The sequence below is a fragment of the Myxosarcina sp. GI1 genome (assembly GCF_000756305.1).
Taxonomy (GTDB): Bacteria; Cyanobacteriota; Cyanobacteriia; order Cyanobacteriales; family Xenococcaceae; genus Myxosarcina.
Map to the genome: position 1 here is coordinate 26697 of NZ_JRFE01000026.1, position 21013 is coordinate 47709.

Below are 21013 nucleotides of genomic sequence, written 5' to 3' on the forward strand. Positions count from 1 at the left end.
TAGCACAGTGGAAAGTCAAGTAGAACAAAGCCAGCAGTGGTTACAAACCCTGTTATCCCTAATGGGTATAACCGCTACGGTAACTAAGGAAGGATTTGCCAAAATAGAAAGCGATCGCGACTCTGATTGGTTGAATATCGAACCAGCCAATCTTACTCCCCAACAGCAAGAGCAGTTAATAGGCGACAAAGGTGAAAATTTAGACGCTATTCAGTATTTAGCCAATACTTTAGTCAACTTAAAGTTAGATTCAGCAGCGCAAAAGTCACTGACCATCGAATTAGATGGCTATCGTACCAGACGCTATGATGAATTATTAAGTTTGAGCGAATCGACAGCAGAACAGGTTCGCCAAACGGGAAAAGAGATAGAAATCCCTAATTTATCTTCAGCAGAACGAAAGCAGATTCATACTTTATTGCAAGACGCTGAAGATTTAGCTACCGAAAGTCGCGGTCAAGAGCCAAATCGTAGATTGGTGGTACGATTGCAGCAATAAATTCCGAACCATAAATATCTTTAAAAGAGCGTGTTTGAATAACCACCGCAGTTATAGGTGAACTAGATGCAAGCAATATATATTCCCAATCTGCTAAAAGCATCGGGACGCAAATTAGAGATTGCAATCGAAGATCGCATTGCCGAATTTTCGACTCTGACTCCCGTAAAAGGCAACTTAGTTGTCAGGCATGGAGGTAACTTTTTAGAAGTTGTCGCTAAAGTCGAAACCATAGTTACCCTGACTTGCGATCGCTGCCTGCAAAGTTACAATTATCGTTTGGCGATCGATAACTCAGAAATAATCTGGCTGGAATTGGCTGGAGAAATAGAAGACTTGCCAGCAGAAAGAGAAGTATCTACAGAAGATCTGTCCGAAACCTTACCTCCCAACGGCTATTTTGACCCCGAAAGTTGGCTTTACGAACAGTTGTGCCTGGCAACTCCTTTACGTCAGCTATGTGGTAAAGAATGCCAGGGAACTACTCAAACATCTACCGCTAGCGAACTCCCTGTCGATAGCCGTTGGTCTTCTCTAGCAGCGTTAAAAGAGCAGTTGCCCCGTAGTGAATAGTGATGACAAATTTATAGCTTATTTTGAAAAGTCAGAGTGCAATTTTTGCTATCCAATCTTTAGATAGACTAGAGCGAACGCAATCTGTTGTTACAATTATTTACAGAAAGTTGTTAACGTCAGTCTAATCATTTATGCCCCAACAAACAGTAGAACCATCATTATCAAATGTAGAAACCGTAACCGTGCCATCCGAGCCTGTTGCCGAACCTATAGACATTAACGTTGCCTACGAAGAACCCAAATCTAATGAAGATGAAGACTGGCGTTACAATCCCGATCGCATTACCGCACAGTATCGTCGTCGTCCCTTTACAGTTATTGGCAGACTGATTACCATTATTTCTACCTTTGCTGTCTTTGCTTTTGGAATCTGGTGGGACAAGTTTACTGGTAGTTCGGAATCAAAAGAACGTAAAAGAGCCATTCAATTAAGAAATATTTTAACCAGGTTAGGACCTGCGTACATCAAAATCGGTCAGGCTTTATCTACCAGACCCGATTTAGTACCACCGACTTATTTGGAAGAATTGGCAACTCTACAAGATAAGCTACCTTCCTTTCCCAACAGAGTGGCTTTTCAGTTTATTGAAGAAGAACTGGGTAAAAAGCCAGAAGAAATTTATGCCGAACTCTCTCCAGAACCGATCGCCGCAGCTTCTTTGGGACAGGTGTATAAAGGCAAACTTAAAACTGGTGAAGAAGTAGCAGTAAAAGTTCAACGTCCCGATTTAAATCGCCGCATAACCTTGGATATTTACATAATGCGGTCAATAGCTATTTGGGTTCAGAACAATATCAAACAAGTGCGTTCTAATTTAGTAGCTATCACCGACGAACTAGCAGAACGTATTTTTGAAGAGACTAACTACAACCAAGAAGGACGCAACGCCGAAAAATTCAAAGAACTCTACGGTTATATCGAAGAAATTTACGTCCCTAAGATTTATTGGGACTATACGGGCAAGCGCGTCCTTACTATGGAGTGGATAACGGGGAATAAACTAACCGATGTTGCGGCAATTCAGGCACAGGGAATAAATGCCACTCATTTGGTTGAAATTGGCGTAGAATGCTCTCTTAGACAATTACTCGAACATGGATTTTTTCATGCCGATCCTCATCCTGGTAACTTGCTGGCAATGCCCGACGGCAGACTGGCATATTTAGACTTTGGCATGATGAGTCGAATTAAGCCCTATCAGCGTTACGGTTTAATCGAGGCAGTAGTACATCTAGTAAACCGCGATTTTGAAGCTCTAGCAGAAGACTACATCAAATTAGATTTTTTAACCCCCGATACTAATTTAAAACCCATAATTCCTGCCTTGGCTAACGTCTTTGGTAATGCTCTGGGTGCTAGCGTTGCCGAACTAAACTTTAAAAGCATCACCGATCAGATGTCGGCAATGATGTATGAGTTTCCTTTTACAGTTCCTGCTTATTACGCGCTGATTATTCGCTCGATGGTAACTTTAGAAGGAATTGCTATTGGCATCGAACCAGATTTTAAAGTTTTGAGTAAAGCCTATCCCTATGTCGCCAAGCGTCTGTTGACCGATCCCGCTCCAGAATTAAGGGCTTCTTTAAGAGACTTGTTATTTAAAGAAGAAGGATTTCGCTGGCATCGTTTGGAAAACCTCTTACGCAATGCCACTAGTTCTAAAGATTATGATTTTGATAAGGTAGTAGACCAAGCCTTAGATTATCTGTATAGCGATCGCGGTACGTTTATTCGCGATCGCATTGCCGATGAAATTGTCAACGCGATCGATCTTTTCGGTCGCAGAACCATTTCCGATTTATCTAATACTTTGCGTCAAAGAGTCGGTATAAAAGTAACTGAGGCACCCGTAAAAACAGAACGAGATTCCTATACTATTACTCATTTACGTAATATTATTGGTATTTTACAACAAACTTCAGGTTTTAATCCTCGTCGTTTGGTTTCTCTAGTCAGCAAAATAATTAGTAAGCCTGAAACACAAACAATGGGACAAAAAGTTGCCGAAGGGTTAGCTCAGAAAATGGCAGCCAGGTTAATTAGAAATTTACTTCTTGAAAATGAAGAACAAGACAACAATCTGTCAAAACCCTATCGAAATCCCAAATTCAGACCCGCGTTGCCACCAACAGCAGCCGTTAACGGGTAGTCGGTTTAGATAAAACTAAATATAGCGATCGCGGGTAATGCCCGCTTTTTTTTGGCTTGGTAAAATCTATCTTAAGGCGGATGGAATATGTTTTCGCGTTATAATTAGTGGCAACTTTCACTAAAAATAATACTTTAGATGTAAATCATTAGCTCGTTGCGCCGTTAACATTGTTAGTTGAAAGTTTTACAAAACAATTATTTAATTACTAATAAAAATTATGAGTACAGAAGAGCGGCTAAAGGCTACGGCTAAAAATATTGAAGGTAAAGCTCAAGAAGCTATGGGCGAACTTACGGGCGATCCTCAAGATGAAGCGGAAGGTAAAGCCAAACAAAAAGAAGCAACTGCTCAACATCAAGTTGAAAATGTCAAAGATGACATCAAAAAAGCAATTGATTGAAAACACTAATTCTCCTATTGCTGAGAGTTCCTTAGCAATCGGAATCACTAAATGCAGTTGCTCGAAAACCATTACTTATTACTTACAATAAGAGGATTTTTACAATATGAGTATAGAAGATCGGCTCAAAGCCACAGCTAAAAATGTCGAAGGTAAAGCTCAAGAAGCTATAGGCGAACTTACAGGTAATCCTGAAGATAAAGCAGAAGGAAAAGCCAAACAACAAGAAGCCAAAGCTCGTCACGTTGTAGAGAATGCTAAAGACGATATCAAACGAGCTATCGATTAGTTGAGCTGGTTCATTACAAATTACATACTGACATTAGCAGGACTTGTGCGAGCAATATCCTGCCTTTTTTTGTCTATTGTCGATTAATCGTAATTCTTAAGAACGCACTATTGGCTATTGTTTTAAAAAGTAAAATCTGCCGAATCGATTTTACTAGCATCTATTCCAATCAAAACAGTTAATAGTTCTCCAGTTTCAGCCAAACTAATTTGAGTATCGCCATTGCTCGAACTAATTTCTAATTCTTCAAACCGACATTCCGCAGAAAAGTTTAAGAGAGCAGATAATATTGACGACAATAGGAATTAAAAAACTGAAGAATGTGACTTCGTTCACTAGTAAGATTACTAATTTGTTTGACTCCACCGAAGGAAACAAGATGAACCGACATAAAGCATTGAAAAACCCAACGTAGAGTAGGGGAAGTAGTCGGTTTGCCCAACTGATTAGGAATAGTTTGCCCTGCGGTTGCCAAAGCTAGTCGTAAAGCACGTTGACCCAGACTATAAACTAAAAGAGATAAGCCCATAACYATTGCCAAAGCAGCAATCCGTTTTGGGGATTTAAGAAAAACACTACTGGTAAAGAACAAAGGCTCTTTGAGAAATCGAAAACCTCGCTCAGTAGATTGTTGTGCTTTATACTCAATCAACAATTGGTCATTGCTCAACTGATGTTTGTCCAAGACATTAGTTGCCAGAATAAATCTTCCTGCTTTTCGTTCTTCTAGAGCAATAGCATTTAGATTAGGAATCAAACTAGCATCAATTTGGTAATGAACCTGAGTTGGGAGTTGATTTTGAGGGGGTCTACCAGATTTGCCGTGACTAAAATGTGGAATTAGTTTCACATCATATCGTCATTAAGATGTTCTGGTAATATTCCTTCCCCCAGTAAATGTTCTGTAGCTTTACCCTCAAAGAATTTTGGGAACAGATATAATGGAGAGCTAATCATGCCCAAGCCATTGATAATCATGGCTTTCACTGCTTGCCCTGTTGTTACTTTTTGGTTGCCATGAGAAGCGATAATTTTGTCTATTTCCTCTACTAGCCCAATTTCATCAATTATTCCTGCGATTATTCCACAGTGATTTAGGTCTTTAACTTTTACTTCTGCTGTTGATGGTGTCATGATTTTTAACATACCATCAACTTTTTCTTTAATTTAACTTGATTTGATATCCAGACTTGATTCTTCCGATAATTATTCAGTTATTTTTTTATTTCTGCGGAATGTCGGTTCAAACTTTAGTCCCTCGACTAATAATAGAGAATCAAACCCGTTTTGAAAATCAAAAATCGTATCGGTTCCTTCTTGTACTCTAACTACAAATCGATCTTCTCTTTTCCCTCCAAACAAACGATCGTTTCCCGCGCCGCCATCTAGTCGGTCGTTCCCAGTATCGCCATCAAGAAAATCATCACCATCGTTGCCGCGCAAAATATCGTTTCCCGAACGACCCAGCAAAATATCGTTTCCACCGCGACCATTAATTACATCATTTGAATTTTCTAAACCTCCAACAGTGTTATCTAAATCGTTAAGAAAAGTCACCGTATTGGGATTAAAAACTTTACCACGAATTTGCTCGGTGTTAAATACGTCGAAGTTATCTGTAACCCTTGAATCAAAGTTAAAAAGAATATTGCCGATACCAGAGGATAGATTATCTATATCTTCTATAGCAAAATCTTGCAGTATGACTTTGGTATCTTCTACGCCTTCAAAAGTAATTTCTAAGTTGTTTTCTTGCTGAGTAAAAATCAAATTCTCTGCGGTTAGCCCTTCTCCAGAAAATTGAAGAGTATCGACTCGATCGATAACTGCTTGCGAAGGATTAAATCCTTTGCCTACCCCACCAAAATCAGTAATAGTATCGATTCCTTCATCAGCACTAACAATAAATACATCGCGGTCTTTGCCTCCCGTTATAGTATCATTGCCTTCTTGTCCCCAAAGAAGGTCTGCTCCAGCCTTGCCAAAAATGATGTCGTTGCCTTCTTTAGCAAAAATTTCGTCATTTTCCTTTGTACCGATTAAACGATCGCTCTTTGGCGTACTGGAAATAAGATTGAAAATAGGATTTAAGGTTTGCGTGTTTGCATCGGAAAAAACTACATCGGCAATAAAAATATCGGTAGCTTCATTGTTATCCCCCTCAACCAGATTTGAAGCATTAGAGGCAAATGCTACTTTACTACCATCGGCAGTAATTGAAGGAAAAAAAGAATCGTCATTACCCCCTATACGAATGATTTCTCTCGTATTTAAATCGTAGACAAAAATATCTATACTGTTGTTATTATCTCCTTCGACTAAATTTGAAGCTCCAGAAGCGAATACTATGCGATTGGCATCATCGGCAAATGAGACAGAACCGCCACCTCTGATGCGTGTTGTAATTTCATTAGCGTTCAAATCATAAATTATTAAATCATATAAATTAGAGCTGAAATTATTTGTTACAGGGTCAAAAGCATCTGACACAAATGCCACTTTGCTACCATCAGCATTAATTGAAGGAAAAAAAGAACCAATGTTGTTACCGCTAATGCGGATAATGTCTTCTGTAGCTAAATCGTAAACGAATATGTCTCGGTTGTAGTTGGTATCGTTCTCCACTAAATTTGTAGCAAAAGACTCAAATGCTACTTTGCTGCCATCAGCACTAATTGAAGAAGAAAGAGAATCATTATTACCATCAACACGGTTTAACTTATTAGTATTAAGATCGAAGACAAAAATATCTCCTACGCCATTGACGATAGTGTTTCCACCAAGAGTAATATCGAACTCTGCTAAATCGTAACCTCCAGAAAATGCAATTTTGCTGCTGTCAGCATTAATTGAAACATCAGAAAAAGTATCATTGGGAACACCATTTATTTCAGTAACAATTTTATTAGTATTTAAGTCAAAGATATTAAGACCACCATTAGAATCTTGAAATACTAGCTTACTGCCGTTGGCTTTACTCGTAATTCCTAGTATTTGAGTAGGTAAAAAACTATTGGCATCGAAAGGACGAGTAATTTTTTCTGTACTCAAATCGTAAACAAAAATATCTTCTGTATTATTAGTATCTTTTTATATTAAGTTTGTAGCACTAGAGCCAAAAGCTACTTTACTGCCATCATCAGCAATTATAGGACTGAAAGAAAAACCATTGCCGCCAAGACGAATAATTTCCGATGTATCTCGAGCGTTATTAGTACGAGTATTAACCATAATTGATTATTTTTGTTAGCTAGTTTGCAAGAACGACAGATTTTCATCAAAATTACTTGGAAATAAAGCGGCGATCGCACCATTGTTTCTTTTATTAGTCAAATCCTATTTCGCTACACACTTCATAAAAAGAAGTATTGGGTTTGGTGGTAAACAAAGGAGTCATTTCTTCTAAAATTGCTTCGTATGCTTCTGTTTGGTTTTCTTGCATATCATCAATTTTTTCCCAAACAATTATGGCAATTCCTTCATCGGTTCCTGGCTTTTGCAGTAGATATGCTCCTTGAAAACCATGTGTATAAGTAGAAACAGCTTTTTCATACAGTCGTTGAGCTTCGGCAAATCGCCCTGATTTAAATTGACCAATAGCGACATAGGCATACTTGTGTTTAAGAAAATCGAGAAATTCCTGCATGAGACTTGATTCCTAATTATTAAATATTAATGGTTAGCATTTTACGCTAACCATTGGCTGTCTCTAAAGATATTTTGTTAAATAACTCAACAGTATAAATAAAAGTTAAACCTCAAGACTTTATCTTGCAAACTGATAGCAGGAGGCGAGCTCACAAACGCTATTGTGAAATCACTGATTCTCCTATTACTAAGGTTTCTTCAGCAATCCGAATCACTAAAACTCGATCGGTTAATTTTTTTATTAATAATTAATATTTATTCGTTTAACTTTATTTTTGTTTGGATTTGCTTTAAAAGAAATTGCAGCTTTAATATTTTAGTTTCCGAAAAGAGTTAATCTCAAAATAACAAGCAATTAATTCTTGCTTAATTTCTTAACAAAGATAGCAGACACCTAAAATCTATTTATTCGATCCTATTCTCGATACAAGTAGGTTCTAGATCGAGCTAAATAGAACTTTTACTAAGGGGAAAATTATGAGTGAAAATAAAATAGAGAACATTCGTAATGTAGCAATTGTCGGTCCTTATTCTAGTGGTAAAACTACTTTATTAGAAAGTATTTTATTTGTTACTAAAGCAATTACTCGCAAAGGAACTATTAAAGATGGCAATACCGTATCCGATCATTCGGCAGAGGCACGCGATCGCTCTATGAGCGTCGAAGTCTCCGTTGCCAGCACTAATTATCGAGATATTAATTTTACTTTTTTAGACTGTCCTGGTTCGGTCGAATTTATTCAAGAAACTTACAACGCTCTTATCGGTGCGGGGGCGGCTATAATCGTTTGCGAACCAGCGATCGATCGCGTTTTAACACTCTCGCCGTTGTTTAAATTTCTCGATGATTGGGAAATACCCCATTTAGTGTTTATCAATAAAATCGATCGCAATGCTCATGGCTATATGGAAATCTTGGAAGCTTTAAAAGCAGTTTCCAGTCGTCCTCTCGTTCCTCAACAATATCCTATTCGCCAGAAAGATACTTGCATTGGTTATATAGATTTAGTTACCGAACAAGCCTACCACTACCATTTAGGAAATCCTGCTGACCCCGTACCCATACCCGAACATTTAGCTGAAGCCGAAAGGATGGCGCGGACGGAAATGTTAGAAACCCTAGCTGATTTTGACGACCATTTACTTGAAGAACTAATCGAAGAAATCGAACCTCCCCAGGAAGAAATTCTTCGCGATTTAAAACAAGATGTAAGTGCCGATTTAATCGTGCCAGTTTTCTGCGGTATGGCAGAATCAGATTATGGAGTTCGTCCTTTACTCGATGCTTTAGTCAAAGAAACACCCGCCCCCGATATTACCTCTCAGCGTCGCGGTTTACAAACCCCAACCGATGACGAAACCGCAGTTCAAGTTCTCAAAACTTACTTTACTTCTCAAGGAAAGTTATCTTTGGTTCGCGTTTGGCAAGGTCGGCTTAAAGACGGCATGGTCTTAAACGGCGAGCGTATTGGCGGTATCTATCGTCTGATGGGACAGCAACAAGAATCGGTCAATCAAGCTAACATAGGCGAAATTGTGGCTCTCAGTCGAATGGAAAGTGCTAAAACTGGAGACACTTTGACCAATTGTCCTCTCACCAAACCTTTTAAATCACTACCCGAAGCAGAAAAAATTGCGCCCGTCTATGCTCTGGCAATTGCGCCAGAAAATCGTCAAGATGAAGTAAAAGTAAGCAATGCTCTTAGTAATCTCTTAGAAGAAGACCCTTCTTTATATTGGGAACAGCACGGCGATACCCACGAAGTAATTTTATGGGGACAAGGAGAAATACATCTTCAAGTTGCTTTAGACCGCCTGAAACGCAAGTATAGCTTACCCATGAGTACCAACTTGCCTCAAGTTCCCTATAAAGAAACTATTCGTAGCTCTACTAATTCACACGGACGTTACAAACATCAAAGTGGCGGTCATGGTGCTTTTGGCGATGTCTATCTAGATATCAAACCCCTATCTCGTGGCGAAGGTTTTAATTTTCATCAAACCATTGTCGGTGGTGTAGTTCCCAGACGCTATATCCCAGGAGTGGAAACGGGAGTAAGGGAATATCTACAACAAGGTCCTTTAGGTTTCCCCGTCGTCGATGTAGACGTTACGCTGACAGATGGTTCTTATCACTCAGTAGACAGTTCCGAACAGGCATTCAAACAAGCTGCTCGTATTGCCATGACCGAAGGAATGACTAAGTGCAAACCAGTGCTACTCGAACCTGTTTTAGCGATCGCCGTTTCCGCTCCTACTGAGTTTACTTCTAAGGCATTACAGTTAATCACCAGACGCAGAGGGCAAATCTTGGGTTACGATACCATTGCTGATTGGAAGGGTTGGGATAAAGTTACAGGTTACTTACCCCAGGCAGAAATGCACGATTTTATCGTCGAACTGCGATCGCTTACCTTGGGAGTCGGCTTTTTTGAATGGAAATACGCTCACCTGGCAGAAGTTCCCGATAAGTTAGCCAACGGTATTTTAGAAGAAGTTGCGAGTAAGAATGGGCAATAAATTCGATTTATAGCAGCAGCAAGGGCGAATCGCGATTCGCCCTTACAAAATGTGACCATATTTATCTCATGTCATAACCGAATAGATTAGCGTTAACTTCTTCTGCAAGATCGATATCTTCTAAGCCATATTCCTGCCAACGCCGTTCGACCATTGCAGCAACATCGGGATCGGATTCTAAAGGTTCGCCCCACTCATGATTGGTTTCGGGAGGAATTTTGGTAGTAGCATCAATACCCATGCGTCCTCCCAAACCAATTTTGACGCTGGCAAAGTCAAGAGTATCGAAGGGAGTTTCGGAGAGAATGAACACGTCACGGGAGGGATCGACTTTAGAACTTATCGCCCAAACCACCTGACGAGGATCGCGGATATTAATATTTTTATCGACGACAATGACAAATTTAGTATAGGTAAATTGCGGTAGTGCGCTCCAAAAAGCCAGGGCAGCGCGTCTGGCTTGACCAGGATAGGCTTTATCGATGGAAATAATTGCTGCCTTATAGCTCAAAGCCTCCATCGGCAAAAAGAAATCAGTTATTTCCGACACTTGCTGGCGCAAAATTGGGGTATAAATGCGGTTTAGCGCGATCGCCATCATTGCTTCTTCTTTCGGGGGACGACCGCTAAAGGTAGTAAGGTAAATAGGATCTTTACGATGGGTGAGACAGTGAAAGCGAACCAAAGGCGAATCTTCCACCCCGCCATAGTAGCCCATGTGATCGCCAAAAGGTCCATCGGGTAAAACTTCCCCTGGAGTAATCGTACCTTCTAAGACAAACTCCGAGTCGGCAGGAACTTCTAAATTTACCGTTTTGCACTTAGTAAGCTTGACTCCACTACCGCCATACAAACCTGCAAACAGCCATTCTGATAGATCTACAGGTATGGGAGTCGCCGCCGCCATAATAATTAAAGGATCGACACCTAGCGCGATCGCAATTTCTAATTTTTTCCCTGCTTCGGCAGCCTTACGCAGATGCCTCGCCCCTCCCCTTACCGACAACCAGTGAACAGTCATGGTATTTTTTGACTGTAGCTGAAGGCGATAGACACCTACATTGGGAGTACCCGTTTCTACATCTCTAGTAATTACCAGCCCCAAAGTAATAATCTTACCCGCATCACCAGGATAGGGACGAATCATTGGAATTTGGTTTAAGTCCAAATCTTCATCTTTAATTACCACCTGCTGACAGGGAGGAAAAAAGTCTTTGCCTGGTTTGGCTTTAACTACGTCAAACAAAACTTTGCCAAAATCTACGGCTTGAGAAATCTTTTTCGGGGGTTTGGGCTGCTGTAGCATTGCCAGCTTTTTCCCCAAATCTTCCAATTCCTCTGGCTGCTGCATATTCATCGCCCAGCAGATTCTCTCTACCGTACCCATAAGGTTAATCGCTACGGGAAAAGGAGAACCCTTAACGTTTTCAAACAGCAACCCAGAACCGCCAGCCTGTAACATGCGGTTAGATATCTCCGCAATTTCTAAATCGGGATCGACCAACGCCGAAATCCGTCTTAGCTGTCCTCTTTGCTCTAAAAGTTTGATAAATCCCCGTAAGTCTCTTGCCATAGTAAAAATAAAATCCGTTTATTTATTATGAACCGATCTCAAACGGGAAAAGTAAATATAGTGGGGTAAAAATAGAATATGATGAGTAGCGCGATCGCTTTAGTTAAAATTAGCAAAGTAAAAATAACCAATTCCAACAATGAAAACCTATGCTTGAGAACTACTTTCACCTTTAATCACTGCTGCACCAATTAAATGAGCCAAGCGCAAGGCTTCTGGTACCTTCCCGCAGTCTGTCAGACGTTTTAAAGCTGCGGCAATTATCTCTGGCTGTTCCCCCCACACTTGAAAATAAAATGGAGGATAGACATGAATTTCCCCTGCTTTTTGTAATAGTTCTAGGCGTTTGGCGCGATCGCCCAAGCGAGAAAGAGCCTGTTTCATTTTAGGTAAATTGGGAAGTCGGCGCATTACTGCCACGCATGGTAATTGTAAATTAACTGAGAGCGTGGGTAAATCGACTAAGTTAAATCCACCAAAGCCAATACCATCGAGCAATACTAAATGTAGCTGTGGTAAAAACTTGCCACCGATCAGTAACTCGCTAATAACCTCGGTTGCATCCCAACCATCGGGTTGTATTTCACCCCAAACCATACCTTCAAACCTAGTATTAGCGCAAACTATGCCAGCTAGAGGAACTTTTTCTGATTGATGCCGTATAAAAGGAGCATCGTCAAAACCGATCGCTCTGATTTTACGATTTTGTGCGATTAAGTCCTTTAGTTCTCTAGGCATCGTTAATAATGTAGTTAATATTTATTTTGCTTCTGTAATTAACTACCAAGCACCAAACTTATTATTTAGCAATGTTTTTTCCGTTATCAAAACAATTTAATTATTTCGTCATCATATTTATAGTATTTATAGCTAGTGTAGGAATTTTGACACAAGCCAAACCGAGTGATGCTGCTAATATGCTGAGTAGAGAAGAAGTCATAGAAATAGTTGAGAGACAGGCTAGAGCTTGGGAAAATAGGGACGCAGAGGCGATCGCTAATGATTTTGCTGAAGACGCTGTATTTGTAGTTCCAGGAATGAAGTTTGAGGGTAGAACAAAGATTAAAGCTGCTGCCGAAGATTATTTTAAGCAGTTTACCGATACAAAAGTTGAAATTAAAAATACCATCATAGAAGGCGATCGCGGGGCGGTGGAGTGGAACTGGCGCGATCGCTCCAAACATGCTCAAAAGCTTAGTTATGCTGAAGACGCAATTATCTTTGAGCTTGAGGAAGACAAAATTATATATTGGCGAGAGTATATCGAGAAAAAATCGCCATCCAGCTAGTTGCTAAAACTACTGATAGAGATCGGTAATAGATTCTCAGGGACGAGTTGCCAACACTTGGACAGACTTACTTAACTGAGCCAACCTTGGTTTTAAAGATATATCGATTATCGAACGACTGTATTATTTTTAAAACAAAACTACTAAAGCTATAAATTAATAATATTCGGTATAAGTTTATTAATAAAAGTGGCGTTGCTCAATTGTAGTGGTATGAGACATTTTTCTATTTGTTCTAAGATTTACGTTCTTTTAAAAAGATAGCGTGGGATCTAGCCAAATTGAAATTTCTTGTTTCAGGCGATGTAAATCTCTGGAAAATCCTTGATTGAACCATTGTCCGAGCGTACTAATTGGAGTATTGCTGTCTTCACTTTGCCACTGTATTTCTTGACTTAAAGGAGTTAGATGATTGCCAGGGAGATTCAACAGGGCAATCATATTAGGAAACCTCTGGCGTAAAATTGGATTTAGTTCGATAGTTTGATCGATATTGTCGTTGGTGAACTTGACCAAAAGATTGCGGCGAATTGCATAGTTTTTAGCAATTAATTCTTGAGTTTCTATAGGTGAAGGGCTAAATTCTACATTGAAAGTGGAAGTTAGATTAAATTGTTCGATAAAAGGAATAGCGCGATTAACTGGATAATTATTAAAAGAAATGAGAATATTACCCGCTCGCTCTATGTTGTATAAACTACCAATAAGTAAATGTAGCTTACATCCCATACTGTGTCCGATTCCATAAACAGGTAAATAGCGTTTGCCTAATTTATTAGTTTGATGTAAGCGATCTAATATAGTTTCAAAGCGATTCAAAACTTCACGAGCGATCGCTAAATGATCTAGAGTATTTAAAAAAGGCGTGGCGATTGTTGCGTATCCATCTTTACCAATTTGTTCGAGAAGCAACCGATAGGATATCTGGGGTGCAGTTGCTACAAATGCACCACCCAAGAAGTGAACGATTCCTTTAATGTCTCGCCGAGGCAAGTATACCCAACCGCCCGAAATCTCTAACCATTCCATAAGCCTAGCTCGTCTTTCTTAATAAATAAATTTTGATTTTGAAAACCGCACAAAAAAATAGTAGAGAATATTTAATTCTCTACTGAAACAATATTAGCTAGCTATTTAAGTTTAGCTATCGCTTTCGGTCGTTAAGATGATGGTAAAAGTTCTAATTTTTCCTTTTGAGGTAAGATTTTTACTTTTCCTTCTTCATCAACGTCTACTACCGCAGTATCTCCTTCACCCAAACGTCCAGAAAGAATTTCTTCTGCTAAAGCATCCTCTAACAAACGCATAATTGCTCGACGCAAAGGACGCGCTCCATAAGCAGGGTTATAACCCTCGTCTACCAAACGGTCTTTGAATTTGTCGGTTACTTCTAAAGTTATTTCCTGCTCTGTCAAGCGAGTAAATACTTCCTTGAGTAAAATGTCGGCAATTTCTTTGACTTCGTCTTTAGTTAGCTGACGGAATACAATGATTTCATCTAAGCGGTTGAGAAACTCAGGACGGAAATAGCTCTTGAGTTCTTCATTAACCAGAGAGCGAATGCGGTTATATTTAGCTTCTTGCTGGTCGTCGGCAAACTCAAAACCAAGACCGCCGCCACCTTTTTCGATCACTTTAGAACCGATGTTAGAAGTCAAGATTAATAGAGTATTTTTAAAGTCTACCGTTCTACCCTTAGCGTCTGTTAGGCGACCGTCTTCTAAAATCTGCAACAGCATATTAAAGATGTCGGGGTGTGCCTTTTCAATTTCATCAAATAAGACTACGGTGTATGGGCGACGACGTACTGCTTCGGTAAGCTGACCGCCTTCGTTATAGCCGACATATCCTGGAGGCGAACCAATCAGCTTGGAAACTGTATGGCGCTCCATGTATTCGGACATATCGAGACGAATCATCGCATCTTCCGAACCAAAGAAATAAGTAGCTAAGGCTTTGGTAAGCTCGGTTTTCCCTACCCCTGTAGGTCCAGAAAAGACAAAGCTAGCAATAGGTCGGTTGGGGTTTTTCAAACCAACTCTAGCGCGTCTGATCGCGCGAGAAATTGCTTTGACCGCATCTTCTTGTCCGATAATACGCTGGTGTAGAGTATCCTCCATGTGTAGCAGTTTTTCCGATTCCGATTCGGTAATCTTGTTAACTGGTACACCAGTCCAAGAAGCGACGATGTGTGCGATTTCTTCTTCATCTACTACGGGAGAAGAATCTACACCTTCCTGTTCATTTTTCTTACTCGAAGCGATGTTACGAATTTGTTCTTTGATTTCCATTTCGCGATCGCGCAATTCTCCAGCCCGATCGAAGTCTTGAGATCTAACCGCGTCATCTTTTTGCTTGAGTACGTCTTTTAGTTCTTTGTCAAGTTCTTTAGCGGCTGGAGGTAGCTGAGAATTGATTAAACGCACGCGAGAACCAGCTTCATCGATTAAATCGATGGCTTTATCTGGCAGATAGCGATCGCTGATATAGCGGTCAGATAGTTTGGCAGCAGCTTCTAAAGCCTCATCTAAGATTTTTAGCTTGTGATGTTGTTCGTAACGTTCGCGCAAACCGTAAAGAATTTCGATAGTTTCATCTACTGTAGGTTCGCCAACCTGTACTGGTTGAAAACGACGTTCTAAAGCTGCATCGCGTTCGATATGCTTGCGGTATTCATCGAGGGTGGTCGCACCGATACACTGCAACTCGCCTCTGGCTAAAGCAGGTTTGAGAATATTTGCCGCGTCGATCGCGCCTTCTGCTGCGCCCGCGCCAATTAGGGTGTGAACTTCGTCGATTACTAGAATTACGTTTCCAGCTTGACGAATTTCATCCATAATCTTTTTCAAGCGTTCTTCAAATTCACCACGATATTTGGTTCCCGCTACCAACAAACCGATATCCAAAGTAACTACACGTTTTTCTTCTAAAATATCGGGAATATCTTTATTAGCAATGCGCTGTGCCAGACCTTCGGCAATCGCCGTTTTACCTACCCCAGGCTCGCCAATCAATACGGGGTTGTTTTTAGTACGTCTACCCAGAATTTGGATGACGCGCTCGATTTCTTTTTGTCTGCCAACTACGGGATCTAATTTGCCTTCCCCCGCCATTTGAGTCAAGTTAGAGCCAAATTCGTCTAGCGTCGGAGTTTTATTTCGTCCTTGCCCACTAGAACCAGCCGCAACTTCTGCGGTTTCGCCAAGCATGCGAATTACCTGCGTGCGTACTTTAGATAGATCTACACCCAAGTTTTCCAGTACTCTAGCTGCTACTCCTTCACCCTCTCTAATCAAACCGAGAAGCAAATGTTCGGTGCCAATGTAGTTATGCCCTAACTGGCGAGCTTCTTCTAGAGACAGTTCGAGGACTCTTTTGGCTCTGGGAGTAAAAGGAATTTCTACGGCGACAAAGCCAGAGCCGCGCCCGATAATTTTCTCAACTTCAATGCGAGCGTCTTTGAGATTGACTCCCATGGATTTGAGAACTTTAGCGGCGACACCAGTGCCTTCACCAATTAAACCTAAAAGTATTTGTTCCGTTCCTACAAAGTTATGACCCAGGCGGCGTGCTTCCTCCTGAGCTAGCATAATTACTTTGATTGCTTTTTCTGTGAAGCGTTCAAACATAACCTATTTCCATCACCTGCTGCTTGCCCTGTTACGCTGATTCTAGCACAGCATCCAAAATACGAATTTTTAGGAACCGTAAAGTCTAGATATAGAGAGCGTAAAGCCACAACCTCAGCAATGATTTTCTATGATATAGTTGGGATACAGGCGATCGCTTATTTGCTGTTGCCAGGTGTTTAATTTTTGTTTAAATTCCCGACTGTCAATTGCTTTACGCCACAAAATCAGGGCATCTTCTCCTGTCTTAGGGTAATAATTTTTTCTTCTCCCCGCAATCGTAAAACCGAACTTTTGATATAAATTTAAGGCTGTTTGGTTACTAGAAGCAACTTCTAATGTAGCTCGCTTTAGCTGATATTTATTTGTCGCTCGACTGAGTAAAGCGCAAAGTAATAATTTTCCCAATTTCTGTTGGCGGTACTCAGGAGCAATGCCTAACAAAGTTACGTGTGCTTCTTCTAAAATTGACCAAAAACAGCCAATACCAGCGAGCTTGGGATTTGAATCTTTGAAAAGTAAAGCGAGTAAACAACTATTAGGACTGTCAATCTCTCTTTGATAACCTGCTTCAGTCCACAAACCACCAAAACAAAGTTTGTCTAACGCTAAGATTTTGGGTAAATCTTCATTAGTAACTAATTTAATTTCTATAATTTTCACGTAATCTAACTGTACACTATATAAAATAGTAATTTTTATAGCTGATAAAATTTTTCAGCCAGCTAGTTTAAATAAATTTAATTGCTTTTAAGATCGAACTTAATAACTTATGCTTTCAACCCACCCTAGTTTGCAAAATACTGGTTATCGTTACTTGCCTAAAATTACCAGTCTAGAGTTGCCTCCCTCTCCCAATCAAGAGTTAATGCCGTTAACTGCCAAAGTAAATAGTGAAGATAAACTAGAAATTGGAGGCTGCGAACTCGGTCTTTTAGTAGAGCAATTTGGTTCGCCTCTTTATATCTTAGATGAGTTTACTTTGAGAACTGCCTGTCGTCAGTATCGCGATAGTTTTGCAACCTACTATAGCGGTGAGTCTCTAGTTATTTATGCTTCTAAAGCTTGGAGTTGTCTGGCAGTATGTAGCATTATTGATAGTGAAGGTTTAGGATTTGATGTAGTTTCGGGAGGAGAACTATACACTACTCTCCAAGCAGGAGTCAGCAGCGATAAAATTTATTTTCACGGCAACAACAAATCGGCAGCAGAGTTAAAATATGCTTTAGATGTTGGCTGCACGATAATGGTCGATAACTGGCTAGAGTTAAAAACTCTTGCCGCCATGTCTGCTGAAGCTGAGAAGGCAGTTAAAATTATGCTGCGTCTGACCCCTGGTATTGAATGTCATACCCACGAATATATTCGTACGGGACATTTAGATAGCAAGTTTGGTTTCGATCCCCAGCAAATCGATGCGGTTTTTACTTTTATTGCCAAACAGACAAAGCTTAACTGTATTGGATTGCACGCTCATATTGGTTCGCAAATTTTCGAGCGTCAACCACATCAAGATTTAGCGGGAGTACTAGCAGAATGGTACAAAAAAGCGCGAGAGTACAAACTACCTGTAGAGACTTTAAATGTAGGTGGTGGTCTGGGTATTCGCTATACCGAATCAGACGATCCGCCGAGTATTTCTGAGTGGGTTAAAGCAGTAAGCAAAGCGATAGAGTCTGCCTGTACGCGCCAGCAATTACCATTACCCAAACTAATTGCCGAACCAGGTCGTTCTCTTATTGGTTCGGCTTGTGTAACTGCCTATACAGTTGGCAGCAGTAAAGAAATACCCGAAGTACGAACCTATGTTGCTGTTGATGGCGGTATGTCGGATAATCCCCGTCCCATTACCTATCAATCAGTTTATCGCTCGGTAATAGCAAATCGCATGTCAGCACCGCTAACGGAAAACGTAACAGTTGCTGGCAAACATTGCGAATCTGGAGATGTATTAATTAAAGATGCTTCCTTACCCGTAGCTCAAACGGGAGATATTCTGGTAGTCATGGGTACGGGAGCCTACAACTACAGCATGGCATCAAACTATAATCGTATTGGTAGACCCGCAGCTATTATAGTTAACCAAGGAGAAACCAATCTGATTATCGAACGAGAAACCTATCAAAATTTAGTCGAGCGCGATCGCCTACCAGAAAGGTTAGTCAGAGAAACCTCGCTATAAAAAAATAAATAGATAGTGCGTAATGCATTCTTGCCTGCTCCCTCAAATGATATTTGAGGGAGACGCTTTGCCATCTTGTCTCGTTGGTTTCACAGTCTTTTAACTTCGTCAAGACAGAAGATAAGGTAAACTAATAAATTAAGATAGATTATTGTTTAGTTTCTAAACCTTAATTTTTTGAGGTTTTATTTCCCGCTCACCATTCGCAGCCGAGTACTTAATATAATGTCGTTGTCGGGTTTTGTTCCTGACTTAAGTTGGATTCCTTCTTGGTTAGCCCATGGCGTTGACCTGGGCTTAGTTTTAGTCTTGAGTTACGTCCTGCTCTTAGTTATTGGCGAAGGCGAACGTCGTAGCTTATGGATGGTTCGAGGTTTTATCGTTCTGATGTTAGCTACGGTAATCAGTAGAGAACTGGATCTAACTCTATTAGGATTTTTGCTAGAAAAATTAGTTTTGGGCGCTGCCGTAGCTATGGCAGTCATTTTTCAATCACAGTTTCGGCGTTTTTTAGAGCAAATAGGTAGAGGAGAATTACTACAGTTATTTCAATCTTCGGGAAGACCTGGAATCCAGTCCGATAGCGTAGTAGATCGCATTGTCGAAGCAGTTAAAGAGCTATCTCAAAACCGCACGGGTGCTTTGATTTTAATGGAAACTACAGGTTCTTTGGATGAAGAAGATTTTGTCTCTTCAGGGGTAAGTTTGAACGCCGAGGTATCTAGAGAGCTACTGCAAACTATTTTTCAAACTACGACTTTGCTACATGATGGAGCGGTTTTAGTGCGCGGCTCGCGAATTGTGGCGGCGGCTGTGATTCTGCCATTATCAGAGCGTACCGCGATACGCCAATTGGGTACTCGTCATCGTGCGGCGATGGGAATTACTGAAAAAGTAGAAAGATGTTTGTGTATTGTAGTTTCCGAAGAAACAGGCTCAATTTCTCTAGCAGAGAAAGGAACGTTAAACAGACCTCTAACCAGCAACAAATTGAAAGAGTTATTGCAGGAGAGGTTTGCCACAACTGCCGAACGAGATGCAGTTCGCTTTAGTCGTCAACTGGGCTTTCAAGGCAAAGCTTTTTTAGCAAGTATTTTTGGACGCAAATCTTCTGTCTCTCGCAAAAAAAATCAATAGAATCGCTCTCTTTCGAGCATTTCGATCTAACCTAGTTTATATTCAAATTTTTACATACAGATGAGCGTCGATCTTGCCTGGCAAAAACTACCCGTAGATTTAGATCCCAATCGGCTACCCAAGCACGTAGCAGCGATTATGGATGGTAATGGTCGCTGGGCGAAAAATAAAGGAAAACCGCGAATTGTCGGTCATCAAAAAGGTGTAGACGCGCTTAAGGATTTGCTGCGCTGTTGTAAAGATTGGGGAATTCCCGCTCTAACTGCCTATGCCTTTTCCACAGAAAACTGGGGCAGACCTTTAGAAGAAGTACAGTTTTTAATGACTTTATTCGAGCGTGTTTTACGGCGAGAGCTACAGGAAATGATGGCGGAGAATGTCAAAATTCGTTTTGTAGGTAATTTAACGGATTTACCAAAATCGCTGCGTCAAGAAATCGAACGCTCGATGCAAGACACTGAAAATAATACGGGAACTCAGTTTACCATTGCCACTAATTATGGAGGTAGACAAGAAATCGTTCAAGCCTGTCGGGCGATCGCTTCCAAAGTCGAACGGGGTTATGTTGAAGTAGAAAAAATCGATGAAAGCTTATTTGAAGAACATTTATATACAAAAGGAATTACTCATCCAGACTTGCTAATTCGCACTAGTGGCGAAATGCGGATCAGTAATTTTTTGCTGTGGCAAATAGCTTATGCTGAAATTTATGTTACCCCCACTCTCTGGCCCGATTTCGATCGTGCAGAGTTTTACAAAGCTTTAACTACTTATCAGCAGCGTGAAAGGCGTTTTGGTAAGGTTAAATCTACAAATAATAAATAATAAATAGTACGCGACGCTAAAATTTACTAATTTTGTCGAGTTTAAGTTAAGCGTATTTCTACGGTCGCCGCTGTATTTCTCTTCAAAGCGATCGCTTTATTTAGCTCCAGACTAAAGTATTTTACTAGACAAATTTAACTACTAAGCTGTTTGATTTACACGATACACACCTTTAAAAGCGGTTTAAATAGTTTTGTCTAATTTTTTTTGAAATCTATAATCGGTAATTTTACAATTTGTTGTTAATTTCATTCCTGGGTAAAATAGCAACCAAATGTTTTTTTGGTTTTTAT

Annotated in this window: 19 protein-coding genes and 1 pseudogene; 10 read left to right on the forward strand and 10 right to left on the reverse strand. The window is 40.3% G+C overall.

The window, feature by feature from the left end:
* The first annotated feature begins 7 nt into the window (after positions 1 to 7).
* The 5 genes from KV40_RS20320 (at position 8) to KV40_RS20340 (ending at position 3917) form a co-directional block, all read left to right on the forward strand.
* Complete coding sequence (locus KV40_RS20320; RefSeq protein ID WP_036485520.1) at positions 8 to 499, forward strand: R3H domain-containing nucleic acid-binding protein; 492 nt, start codon at positions 8 to 10, stop codon at positions 497 to 499.
* 66 nt (positions 500 to 565) lie between these two features.
* Positions 566 to 1072 carry a DUF177 domain-containing protein gene (locus KV40_RS20325; protein ID WP_036485523.1) on the forward strand — a complete coding sequence of 169 codons (507 nt, stop codon included), beginning with the start codon at positions 566 to 568 and terminating at the stop codon, positions 1070 to 1072.
* A 134-nt stretch (positions 1073 to 1206) separates the two neighbouring features.
* Positions 1207 to 3225 carry an AarF/ABC1/UbiB kinase family protein gene (locus tag KV40_RS20330; RefSeq protein ID WP_036485526.1) on the forward strand — a complete coding sequence of 673 codons (2019 nt, stop codon included), beginning with the start codon at positions 1207 to 1209 and terminating at the stop codon, positions 3223 to 3225.
* Positions 3226 to 3445: 220 nt separating this feature from the next.
* Positions 3446 to 3628: a CsbD family protein gene (locus tag KV40_RS20335; protein WP_036485528.1), complete on the forward strand. Its 183-nt coding sequence runs from the start codon at positions 3446 to 3448 to the stop codon at positions 3626 to 3628.
* Between the two features lie 106 nt (positions 3629 to 3734).
* The gene (locus tag KV40_RS20340; protein ID WP_036485531.1) at positions 3735 to 3917 is read left to right on the forward strand and encodes a CsbD family protein; all 183 of its coding nucleotides are present in this window, start codon (positions 3735 to 3737) and stop codon (positions 3915 to 3917) included.
* A 122-nt stretch (positions 3918 to 4039) separates the two neighbouring features.
* On the opposite strand, the gene KV40_RS35085 is transcribed toward KV40_RS20340, so the two are convergent.
* From KV40_RS35085 to KV40_RS20360, 5 genes and pseudogenes are all read right to left on the reverse strand, one after another.
* Positions 4040 to 4216 carry a hypothetical protein gene (locus tag KV40_RS35085; RefSeq protein WP_156114101.1) on the reverse strand — a complete coding sequence of 59 codons (177 nt, stop codon included), beginning with the start codon at positions 4214 to 4216 and terminating at the stop codon, positions 4040 to 4042.
* Positions 4189 to 5051, reverse strand: a pseudogene (locus tag KV40_RS20345) (IS1634 family transposase). The gene KV40_RS35085 and the pseudogene KV40_RS20345 overlap by 28 nt, the downstream one beginning before the upstream one ends.
* Before the next feature lie 72 nt (positions 5052 to 5123).
* Positions 5124 to 6968: a PD40 domain-containing protein gene (locus KV40_RS36285; RefSeq protein ID WP_052055796.1), complete on the reverse strand. Its 1845-nt coding sequence runs from the start codon at positions 6966 to 6968 to the stop codon at positions 5124 to 5126.
* Positions 6969 to 7007: 39 nt separating this feature from the next.
* Positions 7008 to 7148 (reverse strand): hypothetical protein, encoded by a 141-nt coding sequence (locus tag KV40_RS35090; RefSeq protein WP_156114102.1) that lies wholly within the window; start codon positions 7146 to 7148, stop codon positions 7008 to 7010.
* A 94-nt stretch (positions 7149 to 7242) separates the two neighbouring features.
* Positions 7243 to 7563 carry a hypothetical protein gene (locus tag KV40_RS20360; RefSeq protein WP_036485533.1) on the reverse strand — a complete coding sequence of 107 codons (321 nt, stop codon included), beginning with the start codon at positions 7561 to 7563 and terminating at the stop codon, positions 7243 to 7245.
* Positions 7564 to 8042: 479 nt separating this feature from the next.
* On the opposite strand from KV40_RS20360, the gene KV40_RS20365 reads away from it, so the two are divergent.
* A complete protein-coding gene (locus KV40_RS20365) occupies positions 8043 to 10085 on the forward strand; it encodes an elongation factor G (protein WP_036485535.1) in 2043 nt (680 codons plus the stop codon).
* 61 nt (positions 10086 to 10146) lie between these two features.
* On the opposite strand, the gene KV40_RS20370 is transcribed toward KV40_RS20365, so the two are convergent.
* The gene (locus tag KV40_RS20370; protein ID WP_036485537.1) at positions 10147 to 11658 is read right to left on the reverse strand and encodes a UbiD family decarboxylase; all 1512 of its coding nucleotides are present in this window, start codon (positions 11656 to 11658) and stop codon (positions 10147 to 10149) included.
* A 147-nt stretch (positions 11659 to 11805) separates the two neighbouring features.
* Positions 11806 to 12396, reverse strand: a complete 591-nt coding sequence (locus KV40_RS20375; protein WP_036485539.1) for a DUF99 family protein — start codon at positions 12394 to 12396, stop codon at positions 11806 to 11808.
* A 146-nt stretch (positions 12397 to 12542) separates the two neighbouring features.
* Here KV40_RS20375 and KV40_RS20380 point away from each other — a divergent pair, with 146 nt between their 5' ends.
* Positions 12543 to 12947 carry a nuclear transport factor 2 family protein gene (locus KV40_RS20380; protein WP_253274332.1) on the forward strand — a complete coding sequence of 135 codons (405 nt, stop codon included), beginning with the start codon at positions 12543 to 12545 and terminating at the stop codon, positions 12945 to 12947.
* A gap of 252 nt (positions 12948 to 13199) precedes the next feature.
* On the opposite strand, the gene KV40_RS20385 is transcribed toward KV40_RS20380, so the two are convergent.
* From KV40_RS20385 to rimI, 3 genes are all read right to left on the reverse strand, one after another.
* Complete coding sequence (locus KV40_RS20385; RefSeq protein ID WP_036485540.1) at positions 13200 to 13976, reverse strand: DUF1350 family protein; 777 nt, start codon at positions 13974 to 13976, stop codon at positions 13200 to 13202.
* 131 nt (positions 13977 to 14107) lie between these two features.
* Positions 14108 to 16576 carry an ATP-dependent Clp protease ATP-binding subunit gene (locus tag KV40_RS20390; RefSeq protein ID WP_036485541.1) on the reverse strand — a complete coding sequence of 823 codons (2469 nt, stop codon included), beginning with the start codon at positions 16574 to 16576 and terminating at the stop codon, positions 14108 to 14110.
* A 114-nt stretch (positions 16577 to 16690) separates the two neighbouring features.
* Positions 16691 to 17239, reverse strand: a complete 549-nt coding sequence (gene rimI / locus KV40_RS20395; protein ID WP_036485543.1) for a ribosomal protein S18-alanine N-acetyltransferase — start codon at positions 17237 to 17239, stop codon at positions 16691 to 16693.
* A 109-nt stretch (positions 17240 to 17348) separates the two neighbouring features.
* Between rimI and lysA the strand changes: the two genes are divergently transcribed.
* The 3 genes from lysA (at position 17349) to uppS (ending at position 20720) form a co-directional block, all read left to right on the forward strand.
* Positions 17349 to 18758, forward strand: a complete 1410-nt coding sequence (gene lysA / locus KV40_RS20400; protein WP_036485544.1) for a diaminopimelate decarboxylase — start codon at positions 17349 to 17351, stop codon at positions 18756 to 18758.
* 225 nt (positions 18759 to 18983) lie between these two features.
* Positions 18984 to 19895 (forward strand): diadenylate cyclase CdaA, encoded by a 912-nt coding sequence (cdaA, locus tag KV40_RS20405; protein WP_036485545.1) that lies wholly within the window; start codon positions 18984 to 18986, stop codon positions 19893 to 19895.
* Between the two features lie 60 nt (positions 19896 to 19955).
* Entirely contained in the window at positions 19956 to 20720 is a 765-nt protein-coding gene (uppS, locus tag KV40_RS20410; RefSeq protein ID WP_036485546.1) for a polyprenyl diphosphate synthase, read from the forward strand.
* Positions 20721 to 21013 lie beyond the last annotated feature (293 nt).

Coding starts and splice junctions, on each gene's coding strand:
- KV40_RS20325 (WP_036485523.1), top strand. CDS start 566: ATGCAAGCAATATATATTCCCAATCTGCTAAAAGCATCGGGACGCAAA.
- KV40_RS20330 (WP_036485526.1), top strand. CDS start 1,207: ATGCCCCAACAAACAGTAGAACCATCATTATCAAATGTAGAAACCGTA.
- KV40_RS20335 (WP_036485528.1), top strand. CDS start 3,446: ATGAGTACAGAAGAGCGGCTAAAGGCTACGGCTAAAAATATTGAAGGT.
- KV40_RS20340 (WP_036485531.1), top strand. CDS start 3,735: ATGAGTATAGAAGATCGGCTCAAAGCCACAGCTAAAAATGTCGAAGGT.
- KV40_RS35090 (WP_156114102.1), bottom strand. CDS start 7,148: ATGGTTAATACTCGTACTAATAACGCTCGAGATACATCGGAAATTATT.
- KV40_RS20360 (WP_036485533.1), bottom strand. CDS start 7,563: ATGCAGGAATTTCTCGATTTTCTTAAACACAAGTATGCCTATGTCGCT.
- KV40_RS20365 (WP_036485535.1), top strand. CDS start 8,043: ATGAGTGAAAATAAAATAGAGAACATTCGTAATGTAGCAATTGTCGGT.
- KV40_RS20370 (WP_036485537.1), bottom strand. CDS start 11,658: ATGGCAAGAGACTTACGGGGATTTATCAAACTTTTAGAGCAAAGAGGA.
- KV40_RS20375 (WP_036485539.1), bottom strand. CDS start 12,396: ATGCCTAGAGAACTAAAGGACTTAATCGCACAAAATCGTAAAATCAGA.
- KV40_RS20385 (WP_036485540.1), bottom strand. CDS start 13,976: ATGGAATGGTTAGAGATTTCGGGCGGTTGGGTATACTTGCCTCGGCGA.
- KV40_RS20390 (WP_036485541.1), bottom strand. CDS start 16,576: ATGTTTGAACGCTTCACAGAAAAAGCAATCAAAGTAATTATGCTAGCT.
- lysA (WP_036485544.1), top strand. CDS start 17,349: ATGCTTTCAACCCACCCTAGTTTGCAAAATACTGGTTATCGTTACTTG.
- cdaA (WP_036485545.1), top strand. CDS start 18,984: ATGTCGTTGTCGGGTTTTGTTCCTGACTTAAGTTGGATTCCTTCTTGG.
- uppS (WP_036485546.1), top strand. CDS start 19,956: ATGAGCGTCGATCTTGCCTGGCAAAAACTACCCGTAGATTTAGATCCC.